18 protein-coding genes are annotated in these 15949 nt (G+C 43.2%); 17 read left to right on the plus strand and 1 reads right to left on the minus strand.

Going from position 1 to position 15949, the window contains the following annotated elements:
- The first annotated feature begins 62 nt into the window (after positions 1 to 62).
- From QEP06_RS03765 to hisS, 16 genes are all read left to right on the plus strand, one after another.
- Positions 63 to 1286, plus strand: a complete 1224-nt coding sequence (locus QEP06_RS03765) for an NADH-quinone oxidoreductase subunit D (protein WP_285269122.1) — start codon at positions 63 to 65, stop codon at positions 1284 to 1286.
- A gap of 134 nt (positions 1287 to 1420) precedes the next feature.
- Positions 1421 to 1930: an NADH-quinone oxidoreductase subunit NuoE family protein gene (locus QEP06_RS03770; protein ID WP_285269123.1), complete on the plus strand. Its 510-nt coding sequence runs from the start codon at positions 1421 to 1423 to the stop codon at positions 1928 to 1930.
- A gap of 13 nt (positions 1931 to 1943) precedes the next feature.
- A complete protein-coding gene (nuoF, locus tag QEP06_RS03775; protein WP_285269124.1) occupies positions 1944 to 3299 on the plus strand; it encodes an NADH-quinone oxidoreductase subunit NuoF in 1356 nt (451 codons plus the stop codon).
- Between the two features lie 101 nt (positions 3300 to 3400).
- Complete coding sequence (locus QEP06_RS03780; protein WP_251832983.1) at positions 3401 to 4399, plus strand: NADH-quinone oxidoreductase subunit G; 999 nt, start codon at positions 3401 to 3403, stop codon at positions 4397 to 4399.
- A gap of 74 nt (positions 4400 to 4473) precedes the next feature.
- Entirely contained in the window at positions 4474 to 5532 is a 1059-nt protein-coding gene (gene nuoH / locus QEP06_RS03785) for an NADH-quinone oxidoreductase subunit NuoH (RefSeq protein ID WP_251832982.1), read from the plus strand.
- 54 nt (positions 5533 to 5586) lie between these two features.
- Positions 5587 to 6135, plus strand: a complete 549-nt coding sequence (locus QEP06_RS03790; protein ID WP_285269125.1) for a NuoI/complex I 23 kDa subunit family protein — start codon at positions 5587 to 5589, stop codon at positions 6133 to 6135.
- Entirely contained in the window at positions 6136 to 6630 is a 495-nt protein-coding gene (locus QEP06_RS03795; RefSeq protein WP_251832980.1) for an NADH-quinone oxidoreductase subunit J family protein, read from the plus strand. It abuts the gene before it with no gap.
- 4 nt (positions 6631 to 6634) lie between these two features.
- Entirely contained in the window at positions 6635 to 6964 is a 330-nt protein-coding gene (nuoK, locus tag QEP06_RS03800; RefSeq protein ID WP_251832979.1) for an NADH-quinone oxidoreductase subunit NuoK, read from the plus strand.
- Between the two features lie 7 nt (positions 6965 to 6971).
- Complete coding sequence (gene nuoL / locus QEP06_RS03805) at positions 6972 to 8867, plus strand: NADH-quinone oxidoreductase subunit L (protein ID WP_285269126.1); 1896 nt, start codon at positions 6972 to 6974, stop codon at positions 8865 to 8867.
- A gap of 3 nt (positions 8868 to 8870) precedes the next feature.
- The gene (locus QEP06_RS03810; RefSeq protein ID WP_285269127.1) at positions 8871 to 10364 is read left to right on the plus strand and encodes a complex I subunit 4 family protein; all 1494 of its coding nucleotides are present in this window, start codon (positions 8871 to 8873) and stop codon (positions 10362 to 10364) included.
- Positions 10365 to 10411: 47 nt separating this feature from the next.
- Complete coding sequence (locus QEP06_RS03815) at positions 10412 to 11791, plus strand: NADH-quinone oxidoreductase subunit N (RefSeq protein ID WP_251832976.1); 1380 nt, start codon at positions 10412 to 10414, stop codon at positions 11789 to 11791.
- Between the two features lie 143 nt (positions 11792 to 11934).
- On the plus strand, positions 11935 to 12306 hold the full coding sequence (locus QEP06_RS03820; RefSeq protein ID WP_285269128.1) for a hypothetical protein: 372 nt from the start codon (positions 11935 to 11937) through the stop codon (positions 12304 to 12306).
- Positions 12303 to 12794: a hypothetical protein gene (locus tag QEP06_RS03825; RefSeq protein ID WP_285269129.1), complete on the plus strand. Its 492-nt coding sequence runs from the start codon at positions 12303 to 12305 to the stop codon at positions 12792 to 12794. Before QEP06_RS03820 ends, QEP06_RS03825 begins: the two co-directional genes overlap by 4 nt.
- Before the next feature lie 215 nt (positions 12795 to 13009).
- Positions 13010 to 13336 (plus strand): single-stranded DNA-binding protein, encoded by a 327-nt coding sequence (locus QEP06_RS03830; RefSeq protein ID WP_251832973.1) that lies wholly within the window; start codon positions 13010 to 13012, stop codon positions 13334 to 13336.
- 83 nt (positions 13337 to 13419) lie between these two features.
- Complete coding sequence (locus QEP06_RS03835; protein WP_285269130.1) at positions 13420 to 13869, plus strand: HRDC domain-containing protein; 450 nt, start codon at positions 13420 to 13422, stop codon at positions 13867 to 13869.
- Positions 13870 to 13994: 125 nt separating this feature from the next.
- Positions 13995 to 15350, plus strand: a complete 1356-nt coding sequence (hisS, locus tag QEP06_RS03840) for a histidine--tRNA ligase (RefSeq protein ID WP_285269131.1) — start codon at positions 13995 to 13997, stop codon at positions 15348 to 15350.
- On the opposite strand, the gene QEP06_RS03845 is transcribed toward hisS, so the two are convergent.
- Positions 15347 to 15562: a hypothetical protein gene (locus QEP06_RS03845; protein ID WP_285269132.1), complete on the minus strand. Its 216-nt coding sequence runs from the start codon at positions 15560 to 15562 to the stop codon at positions 15347 to 15349. The two genes, hisS and QEP06_RS03845, sit on opposite strands and share 4 nt — an antisense overlap.
- A 187-nt stretch (positions 15563 to 15749) precedes the next feature.
- On the opposite strand from QEP06_RS03845, the gene QEP06_RS03850 reads away from it, so the two are divergent.
- A complete protein-coding gene (locus QEP06_RS03850; protein ID WP_251832969.1) occupies positions 15750 to 15914 on the plus strand; it encodes a hypothetical protein in 165 nt (54 codons plus the stop codon).
- Positions 15915 to 15949 lie beyond the last annotated feature (35 nt).

Genomic DNA, 15949 nt, shown 5'->3' on the forward strand with positions numbered 1-15949 from the left:
TTATTTGAAATACGGAATATTGAGATCCACGGTTTCAAATTTCAAAACTCAGATCAAAAATTATGAAAGACAACGCACTATCCAATATACTTAACCAGCACGATTCGAAAGAGCAGATTGACGGGCAACTTTATACCCTCAATCTAGGTCCTACGCACCCTGCGACACACGGAATTTTCCAGAATGTACTCACGATGGACGGCGAACGCATCCTGCACTCAGAGCAGACCATCGGATATATTCACCGCGCTTATGAGAAAATCAGTGAACGCAGGAATTTCACCCAAATTACGACACTTACCGACCGTATGAACTACTGTTCAGCGCCCATCAACAATATTGGCTGGCACCTAACGGTTGAAAAACTGATTGGCTGCGAAGTTCCAAAACGCGTCGATTATATGCGTGTGATCATGATGGAGCTGGCGCGCATTGCCGACCACATGGTTTGTAACGGCGTAATCGCGATGGATGCAGGTGCGATCACCGGTCTTACCTACCTGTTTCAGGAAAGAGAGAAAATCTATGAAATGTACGAAGAGGTTTGCGGTGCACGTATGACCACTAACATGGGTAGAATCGGAGGTTTTGAAAGAGATTTCAGCCCGAGATTCCACGAACTTCTTCAAACATGGCTTAAGAAATTCCCTAAAATCTGGGGTGAGTTCTGCGCCCTGAACGAAAGAAACCGGATTTTCATGGACCGTACCATCAAAGTAGGTGCGATCTCGGCAGAAAGAGCCTTGAGTTACGGATTTACGGGCCCGAACCTTCGCGCGACGGGTGTAGATTACGACGTACGTGTTGCAGATCCTTATTCTTCTTATAATGATTTCGATTTCATCATTCCGATAGGCAGTTCCGGCGATACTTATGACCGTTTCATGGTGCGTCAGCAGGAAGTTTGGGAAAGTTTGAAAATCATCAACCAAGCCTATAAAAATCTTCCGGAGGGAGCTTTCCATGCCGATGTACCGGAATTCTACCTTCCCGAAAAAGCAGATGTTTACAATAACATGGAAGCACTCATCTATCACTTCAAGATTGTGATGGGTGAAACAGACGTACCAAAAGGAGAAATCTATAACTGCGTAGAAGGTGGCAACGGCGAACTCGGTTTTTACCTGGTAAGCGATGGTGGCCGGACGCCTTACCGCCTGCATTTCCGCCGTCCGTGCTTTATTTATTATCAGGCATATCCGGAGATGATCAAAGGAGGAATGATCTCCGACGCGGTAGTTACCATGTGCAGCATGAACGTTATCGCAGGCGAACTTGACGCTTAATGAAATTATAAATTTTGGATTATAAATTTTAAATTAATCCAAAGTCTTTACATATAAAAAGTTATACAACTGATAAGATTTTTAGAAATATGATTTCATCTAAATCTAAAATCTAAAATCTAAAATCTTTAAAAATGAGCGAAACAATAGCTTTTCACCCTGAAACATTAAAACAGGTACAGAAAATTATCGCGAGATATCCCGAGGGAAAACAAAAATCTGCACTCATTCCGGTGCTTCATATTGCGCAAAAGGAGTTTGGCGGCTGGCTGGCTGTGCCGGTGATGGATTACGTTGCTGAAATACTGAGCATCAAACCTATCGAAGTGTATGAAGTAGCGACATTTTATACGATGTTCAACATGAAGCCTGTGGGAAAATATGTTCTTGAAGTTTGCCAAACCGGCCCGTGCATGGTAAACGGCAGCGACGGAATCATTCAGCACATCCGCGAGACGTTGAACATCAAGAACGGTGAAACCACAGCAGACGGACTTTTCACACTGAAAACAGTGGAATGCCTGGGCGCATGCGGTTACGCACCGATGATGCAGCTTGGGAAATTCTATCACGAACACTTAACTAATGAAAAGGTAGATGAGATCCTGCAACTTTGCCGCCAGGGAGCCATCGCTTTAGATTAATATTGAGAACGAAATGAGTAAAAAACTTTTACTTAAAGACGCACATATTGAAGGGATCCGTCATTACGACGTTTACCGAAAGCAGGGCGGGTACGATGCGGTAGAAAAGGCACTTGTGATGACTCCTGATGCGATAGTGGAGGAAGTGAAAACTTCCGGACTTCGCGGACGTGGTGGCGCAGGCTTCCCGACCGGTATGAAATGGAGTTTTTTGGCTAAACCCGAAGGCATCCCAAGATATCTGGTAGTGAACGCAGATGAATCAGAACCCGGTACTTTCAAAGACCGTTATCTGATGGAGTTCATTCCACATTTACTGATCGAAGGGATGATTATTTCGTCCTTCGCACTAGGGGCGAATACTGCGTATATCTATATTCGGGGCGAATATGCCTGGATTCCGGAAATCCTGGAACAGGCAATTGACGAAGCGAAAGCAGCCGGCTTTTTAGGTAAGAATATACTCGGCAAAGGTTATGATCTGGAAATCTACGTTCAGCGTGGTGCCGGAGCTTACATTTGTGGTGAAGAAACTGCACTTCTTGAATCACTTGAAGGCAAACGCGGTAATCCAAGACTAAAACCGCCATTCCCGGCTGTGAAAGGTCTTTGGGAATCTCCAACGGTAGTAAATAACGTAGAAACCATCGCTGCGGTAGTTCCAATCATCAATATTACGGGTGCTGAATACGCTAAGATCGGTGTCGGACGTTCAACCGGTACTAAATTGATTTCGGCCTGTGGAAACATCAACAAACCCGGCGTTTATGAAATCGACATGACGATTACCGTGGAAGAATTCATTTACTCCGAAGAGTATTGCGGCGGAATTCCGAACGGTAAGAAACTAAAAGCATGTATTCCGGGCGGAAGTTCAGTTCCGATTGTTCCGGCTAATTTATTATTAAAGACAATCAACGGCGAACCCCGTTATATGAATTACGAATCATTGGCTGACGGTGGCTTTGCGACCGGCACCATGATGGGTTCAGGTGGATTCATCGTCCTCGACGAAGATCAGTGCATCGTAAAACATACGATGAGCCTTGCACACTTCTATGCTCATGAGAGCTGCGGACAGTGCACACCATGCCGTGAAGGAACACCGTGGATGTACAAAATCCTTAAAAATATTGAAACCGGTAAAGGTACAATGGCAGATATCGATTTACTTTGGGACATACAGCGCAAAATCGAAGGAAATACAATTTGTCCTCTGGGTGATGCAGCAGCATGGCCGGTAGCGGCAGCTATCCGTCATTTCCGCGATGAGTTTGAATGGCACATAGATAATCCGGAGGCGCTTACCCGAAACTACGGTCTTGCAGGCTATGCAGATCCAATTCCGGTAGCATCGGCTGCACAGTAACCGTTAGGATTTTAAATTTTTAAAATTTAATCAGAAAGTCCAGAACCAATTATTTAAAACAAAGCAGATTGCTTAAGGCCTGACGCTTAAAGCATTAAGATATGAGCGAAGAAATAAAAAAATTTAAGATTACCATCGACGGGCAAACCACGGAGGTTGCTCCGGGTACTTCTATCCTGGAAGCTGCCCGACAGATTGGCGGACGTTCAGTTCCTCCCGCGATGTGTTACTATAAACCACTCGAGAATAGTGGCGGCCGTTGCCGAACCTGTCTCGTAGAAGTATCTAAAGGATCTGAAGCAGATCCCCGCCCAATGCCGAAACTGGTAGCTAGCTGCCGAACCGGCGTGATGGACGGAATGGAAGTGAAAAACCTTACTTCAGACAAGACGCAGGAAGCCCGAAAAGCAGTGACTGAGTTCCTTCTGATCAACCACCCACTCGATTGCCCGGTATGCGACCAGGCCGGTGAATGTCATCTTCAGGATTTGGGTTACGAGCATGGTTTGGAACGTACCAGAACTGAATTTGAAAGACGGACTTTCGAGCCTGAAGATATCGGTCCTTATATTAAACTTCATATGAACCGCTGCATCCTGTGTGCAAGATGTGTTTTGGCGGCAAATCAGTTAACCGAAGAACGTGAACACGGAATTCTATTCCGCGGTGAGCAGGCTGAAATTTCGACGTATTTAAATAAAGCTTTAGACAACGATTTCATCGGAAACGTGATTGATGTTTGTCCTGTGGGAGCCCTCACAGATAAAACGGCGAGATTTGCACAGCGTGTTTGGTTTACAAAACCGGTAAATGCTTCATGTTCATGTTCGAAATGTTCCGGTAAAGTGGTGCTTTGGATGAAAGGCGAAGAAGTGATCCGTGTTACAGCTAGAAAAGATCAGTATGATGAGATTGAAGAGTGGATCTGTAACGAATGCCGCTTCGAGCGAAAAGACCTGAAATACTGGTCGATCGAGGGACCGCGACATATAGACCGCCATTCGGTAATCTCGCTGAACCATTACGAGAAGCCGAAAAACATGATCAATCTTTTGAATAATCCGGACGCTAAAGAAATCAGTGTAAAAGACGAGGAATAATTAAAGTTAAAAGGTGGTTTTGAATAAGTTTAAAATATTTAAATAAAACTAAAAACCGCCGCATTTGATAAATTATGGATGTAATTACATTTAAAATCATTTTAGTTGTGTCGCTTTTTGCCCTTTCCATGGGTATCGCAGCCTACTCTACGTGGGGCGAAAGAAAAGTGGCCGCAGCTCTTCAAGACAGAATCGGGCCGAACCGCGCAGGTCCTTTCGGGATACTGCAACCTCTGGCTGATGGTGGTAAACTCTTCTTCAAAGAAGGTTTCGTGCCTCAAAATGCCGATCGGTTCCTGTTCTATTTAGGTCCCGCAATCACAATGTTTGTGTCGCTCATTACGGGCGCGGTGATTCCGTGGGGTAAAAGCCTGAACATTGGCGGAACTTCTTTCGCGGTGCAGGTGGCAAACATCGATGTAGGTGTTCTTTACCTTATCGGAATGGTTTCCATTGGTGTTTACGGAATGATGATCGGGGGTTGGGCTTCTAACAACAAATATTCACTCATCGGTGCCATCCGTGCATCTTCCCAGATGATTTCTTATGAACTCGCTATGGGTCTTTCATTACTTTCCATTATTTTGATGGCTGGAAGTCTTGACCTGTATGCGATCACGTCATCGCAGGGTGAAGGTAATATTTGGGGCTTCATCCCGCTCGACGGCATGAACTGGAATATCTTCTATCAGCCTTTGGCATTCATCATTTTCTTCGTTGCGGCACTTGCCGAGACAAACCGTCATCCCTTTGACTTACCTGAATGTGAATCAGAACTTGTAAACGGTTACATGACGGAATATTCTTCGATGAACTTCGGTCAGTATATGTTTGGTGAATATGTGAACATGTTCATTTCAAATGCGCTGATCGCAACTCTATTCTTTGGCGGATTCAACTATCCGGGAATCAACTGGGTGACAGATAACTGGGGCGAAAACATTGCCGGAATCCTAAGTATCGCAGCGATGCTTTCGAAAGTCATTTTAGGCATCATCATCTTTATGTGGATCCGATGGACGATCCCGAGATTCCGCTATGACCAACTGATGCATTTGGGCTGGAAAGCTTTAATACCTTTAGCTTTGGCTAACCTGGTTATTACGGCAGCTGTAATTATTTTCTTCACTTAAAATAAAAATAAGTTTTAATGCGTAGGCCGATGCCGACCGCTAAAACCATTAAATATGAAGTTAACAAACCGATCAAAAGTAGTCTCGAACAAAGAGATGACTTTTATGGAAAAAATATACCTCCCGGAAATCCTGAAGGGAATGGCGATCACCATGAAACACGCGTTTCAGGGCGCTAAAGGTAAAGTTTACTCTTATCCTGAAGTTGAGAAGCCGAGGGCAAAAGTTTGGCGCGGACTTCACGTGCTGAAACGTGATGAAGAAGGTCGCGAGCGGTGCACCGCATGTGGACTCTGCGCCGTGGTGTGTCCTGCAGAAGCCATTACAATGACAGCGGCTGAACGTACACGCGAGGAAAAAGACCTTTACCGTGAAGAAAAATATGCGTCAGTTTACGAAATCAATATGTTGCGATGTATTTTCTGCGGTTTGTGCGAAGAAGCCTGCCCGAAATCGGCAATTTACCTTACAGACCGTTTGGTAGATACTGAACTGAACCGCGGCAGTTTTATTTACGGTAAAGACAAACTGGTAGAAAAGATCAATGAAAGAATTGATATCACCGACCGCCAGAGTGAAAGACAAAAAAAAGCAGTAAAATAGATGGAACAGATTATTTTTTTCGCGGTATCAGCTATCGCACTTGCCAGTGCTTTCTATTTTGTATTCGCGCGTAACCCGCTCTACTCTATTTTGTCGCTGATCGTGACTTTCTTTTCTATCGCCGCGATGTACATTCTGCTGAATGCGCAGTTTTTGGGGATTGTACAGATCATCGTATATGCCGGAGCGATCATGGTTCTATTCCTTTACATCCTGATGATGCTGAACCTGAATAAAGCTGATGAGAGCAAGAAGCAGAATTTAAGCAAATTCATCGGCGTATTTGCAGCAGGAATATTACTCACCGGTCTCTTGGGCGCGTACAAAGGTTTAAGTACCGCAACATACGGCACTGGTGCAGATTCATCTATCGGCCTCACTAAAAATCTCGGCAGATTATTGTTCAACGAATATGTATTGCCATTCGAGCTTGCCTCTATCCTGATTCTTGCGGGAATCGTAGGTGCAGTATTGATCGGTAAAAAAGATTTATAGAATTATGGGAGAAGTAAATTCATTTATACAGGCCGTACCGCTCGAATATTTCATTATTCTGAGTTCCGTGCTGTTCTGTCTTGGTGTGCTGGGCGTGTTGATACGAAAAAATGCAATCATTATTTTGGGTTGTGTGGAACTAATGCTGAATTCGGTAAACCTACTTTTGGCAGCATTCTCAAGCTACAAAGGTGACGGAAACGGACAGATTCTTGTGTTTTTCATCATGGTAGTTGCGGCAGCGGAAGTGGCTGTAGGTCTCGCCATCATTGCGATGATGTACCGAAATACAAAATCGGTGGACATCAGTATTTTTAATAAACTAAGAGGATAAATAAAGGATGGAAAATTTAATCTACGCTATTGTACTTTTACCTTTATTGGGATTTCTTATTAACGGTCTATTCGGAAAAAATCTGCCGAAAGCGGTTGCAGGAGGCGTTGCGACACTGGTCGTTTTCGTTTCGTTCTGCATCGCAGTAAGTATATTCTTAAATTTTGATGCTGAATCACAGCCTGTGATCGTTCGTGCTTTCGAATGGTTCAGGGTGAATGGGATTCAGGTAAATTTCAGCTTCCAGATCGATCAGCTTTCACTGATGATGGTGATGATCATTACGGGGATCGGCTCACTGATTCATTTGTATTCAATCGGCTACATGAGCCATGACAAAGGTTTTCATCGCTTTTTTGCCTATCTGAACCTATTTATATTCTCAATGTTACTCCTCGTGATGGGAAGTAATTATCTGATTCTTTTCATCGGTTGGGAAGGTGTGGGGCTTTGCTCTTATCTTCTGATTGGTTTCTGGTATAAAAATCAGGAATATGGCGCGGCTGCAAGAAAAGCTTTCATCATGAACAGAATTGGAGACCTTGGGATGATTATCGGAATCCTGATGATCGCGTACCAAACCAACGCGGTGGATTTCCTTTCGGTAGCTCAGAATTCTTCAAAATTCGAACTTGATTCACCAATTATTATATTCATTACGATAAGTCTCTTCATCGGAGCGGTAGGTAAATCTGCTCAGGTTCCGCTTTTCACGTGGCTGCCGGACGCAATGGCAGGACCGACACCGGTTTCCGCACTGATCCATGCGGCGACGATGGTGACTGCAGGTATCTATTTAGTAGTACGTTCAAACTTCCTGTTCTCCCTGGCGCCAAGCACGATGGACGGAATACTGCTCGTCGGACTTCTTACAGCACTGGTAGCAGCCTTTATTGGTCTGAGACAGAATGATATTAAAAAAGTTTTGGCCTACTCTACCGTTTCACAACTTGGATTCATGTTCGTTGCCCTTGGTGTTGGCGCTTACAACACGGCGATGTTCCACCTGATGACGCATGCTTTTTTCAAGGCGTTGCTGTTCCTGGGTTCAGGTTCCGTAATCCACGCGATGAGTGGCGAGCAGGACATGAGAAAGATGGGCGGCTTGAAAAAGTTCATTCCAACAACACACTTTACATTCCTGATTGGTACGCTGGCCATTTCAGGTTTCCCATTCTTATCGGGGATGATTTCAAAAGATGAGATTTTAACCAATGTTTACGGTAAAAATCCGATTTTGTGGGTGGTATTGTTCATCGTGGCGACGCTTACGGCAATTTATATGTTCAGAGCATATTATCTTACTTTCCACGGCGAATTCCGCGGAACGGAGGAGCAAGGAAGCCATGTTCATGAAAGCCCGAAAACAATGACAATTCCGCTTATCATATTGGCTGTGCTCTCAGTAATTGGTGGTTTTATCAACTTGCCACACTTTATTGGTCACGGAAATTATGCAAAACTTGCAGAGTGGCTGAAATCAATTTACGTTTACGATGTTGAACTGCCGGAAGTTGCATTTGGAACTGAAATGATCTTATTAAGCCTCACAGTTCTGATGTTTTTCACCGTATGGTTTATGACAAAACGTATCTACGTGGACAAGAAAAAGATAGCTTTACCGGAAGAAAAATACACCGGCTGGGAAAGACTTTCTAACAGAAAACTATTCCTTGACGAACTGAACAATGCGATCGTGGTTCGATTTATTGAAGGTCTGGGCGTTGGAGGAAATATGTTCGATAAAGGTGTATTAAAGCGTTTCGTAGATTTTATCGGGACAGGCGCGGAAGATTCGGGTCGTGCAGCCAAAAAACTTCAGAACGGAAATGTCGAGAACTATGTACTCATCATGTCGCTCGCCATCGGGATTATCTTAATTGTTAACTTTATATTACAGTAGTAAATGTCGTATCTCTTATTAGCATTCCTTCTATTGCCTCTGGTAGGTTCAGCAGTAGTGTTCGCGTGGAAGAACCCCGCAAGTAAATTTTTGGCGCTGGGATTTGCATTTGCACAGATGTTTCTTACTCTGTTTATGCTGTCGGAGCTTGATTTTAAACCAACCGTTGATGGCGTATTGCAGTATGAAATCAATTATCCGTGGTCACAGTTCATCCGCAGCAACCTGCATTTCGGTATCGATGGCATGAGCATGCTGATGCTTTTGCTTACCAATGTGCTGACGCCACTGATCATACTGTCTTCTTTTAATGAAAAACCAGGCTACAGAAACACTTTCTATGGTTTAATTTTACTGATGCAGTTCGGACTTATAGGAATTTTCACTGCGCTGGACGGATTACTTTTTTATATTTTCTGGGAAATCACTTTGATTCCGATCTGGCTTATCGCCGGAATCTGGGGTCAGGAAAATAAAAAGATCCAGTTCACGACGAGATTTTTTGTCTATACATTTGTCGGATCCCTGTTTATGTTGGTTGGTCTGATCTATGTGTATTCAAATTCAGCTTCATTCGCACTTACAGATCTGTACAATGCACAGCTTAACGCTTCTGAACAGACCGTGGTATTTTGGTTTATCTTCTTTGCATTTGCGGTAAAGTTTCCGATATTTCCGTTCCATTCCTGGCAGGCAGATACCTATACCTATTCGCCAACACAAGGTACAATGCTGCTTTCCGGTATTATGCTGAAAATGGCAGTTTACGGACTTTTACGATATCTCTTACCGATTACACCGGATCCTATTCTCGGTATATCAGGACAAATAGTACTGGTTCTCGCAATCGTAGGTATCGTTCACGGTGCACTGATCGCTATCGTACAGAATGATTCGAAACGCATTTTGGCGTATTCCTCACTTTCTCACGTTGGTTTAATGGTGGCCGGTATCATGGCTTCCGCAATCCTAACTATGAAAGGTGTAGTTTCAACGCAAGGTGGCGAAGGTGCATTAATTCAGTCTCTTGCACACGGTATCAATATTGTCGGGTTGTTCTACTGCGCTGATATTCTTTATAAAAGGTTCAAAACGCGTGACATCCGTCAAATGGGCGGTTTAGCGAAAGTGGCTCCCAAGTTTGCCATCGTGTTCATGATCCTGGTTCTCGGATCTGTCGGACTTCCTTTAACCAATGGTTTCGTTGGCGAATTTATCCTGATCAAATCTGTTTTTGATTATAATATTTTAGCCGCTGTAGTTGCCGGACTTACCCTTATATTCTCCGCCGTTTATATGTTCAGATTTTATGGCAAAGCAATGTTTGGCGAAGGCGACGATCGGGTTTTAGCCTCTGCAGAAGATCTGTCGGGTGTAGAATTTTCGGTGCTTGCAACCTTGGCGGGCTTCGTGATCCTGTTCGGAGTTTTTCCGCAGCCGATAATCGAAATGGTAAGCAGCTCGGTGAGATTCATCTATGCCGCAATGCTGAACTAATTATTTAAGACTAAAAAAAACGAGTTTAAAATCTCAAATACAACTAAATGAGCGTTTTAATTATCATATTTATTACCGCAATCGCAGCCTTATTTTCGGGTGTGTTCGATTATGGCAAATTTTCGCGGTACATCAGTATTTTCGGGCTTCTGATCGCCCTTTATGTAAGCTTTTTGCCCGAGCCTGAATTCTTCAGCAAATACAGCGCGATGTATGAGTTTGGCGCCAATGCTGCCCTTTTCACGCGCATCTCGATTGTGGTGACACTATTGTTGTTCTTCATCGCGGGATTCGCATTCAGTAATCACCGCAGCCACCAGTCTGAGCTCTATGCGCTGATGCTTTTTTCGCTGAGCGGGGGTATCGTACTGTTTGGTTTCCAAAACCTGGTAACGCTGTTTTTGGGTATAGAGATTCTGTCGATTCCGCTATACGTCCTTGCGGGTAGCAGCAAAACCAATCTGCGCTCGAATGAGGCATCGGCAAAATATTTCCTGATGGGTGCTTTCGCTACAGGTTTTCTTCTTTTCGGGATTGCATTGGTTTACGGCAGTACCGGAAGCTTCGATCTTTACCAGATTCACGAATTTTCAGCTAAAAATCCGAAAGACTTTATGTTCGCGGCCGGAGCGGTACTGATGCTTTGTGCCCTCGCATTTAAAGTTTCATTAGCACCTTTCCATATGTGGAGCCCGGACGTGTATCAGGGATCGCCATCTTTGATTACGGCATTCATGATGTCTGTGGTAAAGATTTCAGCATTTTTCGCACTATTCAAAATGATGTCAATAGGTTTCAGCGGTATCACCGCAAGTTGGATTAACATCCTCGGAACACTGATCATCATTACATTGTTCCTCGCGAACGTGATGGGACTTGCACAAAGCAATGCGAAAAGGATGCTGGCTTACTCTTCTGTTTCCCACGTAGGTTATTTGGCTTTGATTTTCTTTGGACTAAACAACCTTTCGGCGTACAATCTGGCATTTTATCTATTTGCTTATTCATTGGCAACTGTGGGAGTGATGATGTGTCTGATTTGGGTTGAAAAACTGAAGCGTGAAACGTCTTATGAAGCTTTCAAAGGCTTGGCACAGTCTGAGCCGATTTTAGCTGTTGCTGCGGCAATTGGTATGCTGTCTATGGCGGGAATTCCGCTTACAGCAGGTTTTATGGGGAAATTCGCGATCTTCGCGCAGGCCATTAAGTCTACTCCATTCCTCGTTCTTGTGGCGATTTTAGGTTCCGCAATTTCAATTGCCTATTACCTAAGACTCATCATGGTGATGTTTTTCCCGAAAGAAAGCACATTCAACACTTCTGAACGCGTACCGCTAACCTATAATATTGTCGCCGTTTTCGTGATTGTCGCGATGATTGCTTTCGGAATTTTCCCGGACCTTTTTGCCCGTCAGTTCGGTTTATAATTAAATACAAATCTTAAAATATTGCGTAGCCGTCGGTTGCGCATTTTTTTGCCTGATGGGAGAATATCATTTTGCAAAAATTTTCAGCGCGTGCAGACTTTCGTAACTTAGAACATTCATGCTCCTGTGCGTGATCACTTCTCATGAACAAAACAATTCTTACGGTTGCGCTGACATTATTTGGACTTATCACTTTATTTGTAAGCAGTTCCGTTCTGTTCGACTGGTTTGGGATTCGGCAGAAAGAAGGCAATTTCGTACCTGCGGTGGTTTGGGCAAACTGGCTGTGCGGCTTTCTGTATTTAATGTCGGCTTACTATATATTTAATGGCAATTTGGCCGCAAAAAACACACTTTCACTCGCATTGGGCTTCATTCTGCTTGGCTATGTTTATCTGTTCATCCACATACAATCCGGAGGTCTTTACGAGATCAAAACCTTCATGGCACTCGCCTTCAGATTAATATTAACAGGAATTTTCCTTTTAACCACCATAAAAATTTTAAGAAAATGAAAAAAGCGATACTTGCTACTGCGCTTGCAATAGCGTTTGTAATCTCCTGCGAAAAACAACATGATAATTTGGAAACACACGATCATGCCGCTGCGCAGACAGAGCACGATTCGTCCGGCAGTCGCGCTACTGAAAAATCTGATGATCATGCGGACAATTCAGTTGCACTGGAACTTGACAACGGTAAAAAATGGCGAATCAACGCGGAAATGACGCCTTTCATTAATGAACAAAAACGTTTACTGGACGCGTTTGATTCTGACACGGGCGACGCTAAAAAGTTGGCCGCAGATCTTCAAGCCGCGAATGAGCAACTGATTAAAAGTTGCACCATGAAGGGCAAATCTCACGATGTGCTGCACGTTTGGCTTACAAATCATATGAATCTGATAAACCGTTTAGGCAAATCAACTATGGCGGAAGAAACTGAAAAAATAGCAGATGAACTCGAAGATTCATTCAAAAGTTTCCATCGGTATTTCGAATAAAAGTAAATGTAAAGGTTCAGCTAGCGATGCTGGACCTTTTTTTTTAATAGTTTTCTAACTGAATATCAACCGCATATTCGATGCAAACGACTACAAACGACAATAATTATTTCAATACCGATTAATTTTTCAGAACGGAGCAACCTTTGCGACAGAGTTTCGGATATGAACAGTGAGATCCGGAACTAATGTTAAATCTTTTAAATTTTAAAGCTATGTCACTCAGAAACAAAATTACCTTAATCGGTAGAACAGGAAAAGATGTCGAAATCGTGAATTTCGAGAACGGAAAGATCGCTAAAGTAAGTCTCGCAACGTCTGATCATTACACGAACAGCCTGGGCGAAAAAGTAGAGGAAACCCAATGGCACAATTTGGTAGTGCCCGGAAAACTGGCAGACATTATGGAAAAATATGTCGACAAAGGCAAAGAGATCGCAGTGGAAGGGAAAGTACAGTATAAAAGCTGGGATGATAAGTCCGGCGCAAAGCACTACATGACGGAAATCCGCGTAGAAGAACTTGTACTGCTCGGCAAATAACACTTAAATCCATTCAATTTTATTCACTTTCGTTGCACCGTTCCTTCAAAGCGGGCGGTGCAATGAAACAAAAACACACTGTCATGAAAGTAAAAATCCTGAAAATCCGCGTTTCGGAGGAGTTTATCCATGCTGACCAGAGCGTTCTCGACCGATTTCTCCAGCAGAACAACATCCTAAAATATGAATCTGCTTTCGTTCGCGATGACGAAGCTTACTGGTCTGTGATCCTCTACTATGAAGAAGCGAAGATGAGCGTGAATGAAGCAAAAACCGAAAAATATGCAGCGACGAAAGACGAAGAACTGAATCCTGACGAAATAAAAATCCTGGAATCCCTGAAACTATGGCGCAGCGAGAAAGCGAAAAACCAGAATCTTCCCGTTTACTTCATCGCGACCAATAATGAACTGCTGTCTATCGCAAAGTTTAAACCTGCAAAAAAGGAGGAACTATGCAGTATCAAAGGATTCAGCAAGCACAAGATCGAAAATTACGGCGCTGAGATTATTGGCCTGTTGGAGGAAGTTTAGAATTTTTCGCTGACATCGAAGCAGTTTTGAAACTGGCACCAAAAACGTCGGCACAAATGTTTATTTTTGCATATTGATTGTGCAGGATAGCTGCAGGAATTCTAACTACCATTCTACAATATTTAATGAAGCCAAGTTTAGCCAAAGGTACACGAGATTTTACCGCTCAGGAAGTGATCAACCGCCGTTCAATAATTAATGTCCTTCAAAATAATTTTGAACTTTTTGGTTTTCAGCCTTTGGAGACACCAAGTTTTGAAAATCTATCCACGTTGACAGGGAAATATGGAGAAGAAGGTGACAGATTGATTTTTAAAATTTTAAACTCTGGCGATTATGCATCAAAAGCTAACGAAGCAGATTGGAATGATAAAAACTCACAGAAATTAATTGCCCAGATTTCGGAAAAAGCCTTGCGTTATGACCTCACGGTTCCTTTTGCACGGTACGTGGCGATGAACCACGGGCAGCTTACGTTTCCGTTTAAACGGTATCAAATTCAACCTGTCTGGCGTGCTGACCGCCCACAGAAAGGGCGCTTCCGCGAATTTTACCAGTGTGACGCAGATGTTGTGGGCAGTGAGAGTCTTTGGCAGGAGGTAGAATTGGTTCAGCTTTATTTGAAATCATTCAGCCAGCTAGGAATTCCGGTCACCATTCATCTGAACAACCGAAAAATACTCTCAGGTTTAGCAGAATATGCAGGTATAACAGAGCAACTGATTGATTTTACTGTAGCACTGGATAAATTGGATAAGATCGGAAGAGATGGTGTAATTAAAGAACTTCTTGAAAAAAACATTGCGCAGGAATCTATAAACAAACTTGATTTCCTTTTTGCTCAAAGCCCAAATGCGTTAGACAACTTAAATGAGCTGAAAGAAAAATTTGTAGGCAACGAAATTGGTACAGCTGGCGTGAGCGAGCTCGAATTTGTACTAACAAAGTGCCTGAACCTCGGCATTTCAGCGGAAAATCTGAAGTTCGACATTACGCTCGCGCGCGGACTCGATTATTATACCGGCGCTATTTTCGAAGTGAAAGCAAACGGCGTTGCAATGGGATCCATCGGTGGCGGCGGACGATATGATAATCTCACCGAAGTTTTCGGTGTTAAAAATATTCCGGGAATCGGTATATCTTTCGGATTGGACCGAATTTATCTCGTTATGGACGAACTGGGTTTATTTCAGGAAAATAATGCTTCTGCTGTGCAGTACCTATTCGCAAACTACGGCGAAACCGAATCACTGGAAGCGATGAAAGTCATCGGTAAACTTCGTGAGCAGGGAATCGCCGCGGAGCTATATCCTGAAGCTGCCAAACTTAAGAAACAGTTTACCTACGCTGAGAAGAAAAGAATTCCGAATATTGTTTTCTTTGGAACGCAGGAGATCGAAGAGGGAAATATTACTGTTAAAAACCTCGATAACGCTGAACAGGAGACGATGAAAATTGAATCTTTTATCGGGGCGAACTAATCTTCGTGACCACAGAGTGTTTTGCCATGCGACCGTGCTTTTTGTATAGTTACTTTTACAATCTCGTGCCGGCAGTTCGATAAACCGCGGCAATTTCTGGTCAGATGACATTTCTTGCCACCGGCGCTGTCACATAGATAAACATTTGATTGATAATAGTTAGCACCCGTATTTAAACCAAAAGCCAAGATCAGCAAATAAAGAAGTTTCATTCAAATTGTTTAGCAGCCGAATTTAAACAAAACATTCCATCAAAATAAATCGGCGTAGGTGTTGAATTTAAATGGTTCAAAATTTCGGATTTTCAGACTGAAAATCTTATCTTTACGTAGTTCAGCACCTAAAAACACATAAACAAAGTCTGTAGCTGATCTTTTTTCACCTTCTAAATCCCCAATTATGGCCTATATGCTTTTACCTGCACTTCTCGCCGTGGTTTTCGCGGCATACCTGGCATACCTGTTTTTGTGGAAAAAAGATTCGGCAACGCTGAAGTCGGTTTTGTATCCAGGTTTGTTTTTCGTTGCCGTTTGGGCGCTACTCTATTATTTCGTTCTTAAATAAAAAAAGCACGGCGTCTAAACATCTTCAAAATCCAA

Source organism: Kaistella rhinocerotis, from assembly GCF_030243905.1.
Taxonomy (GTDB): domain Bacteria; phylum Bacteroidota; class Bacteroidia; order Flavobacteriales; family Weeksellaceae; genus Kaistella; species Kaistella rhinocerotis.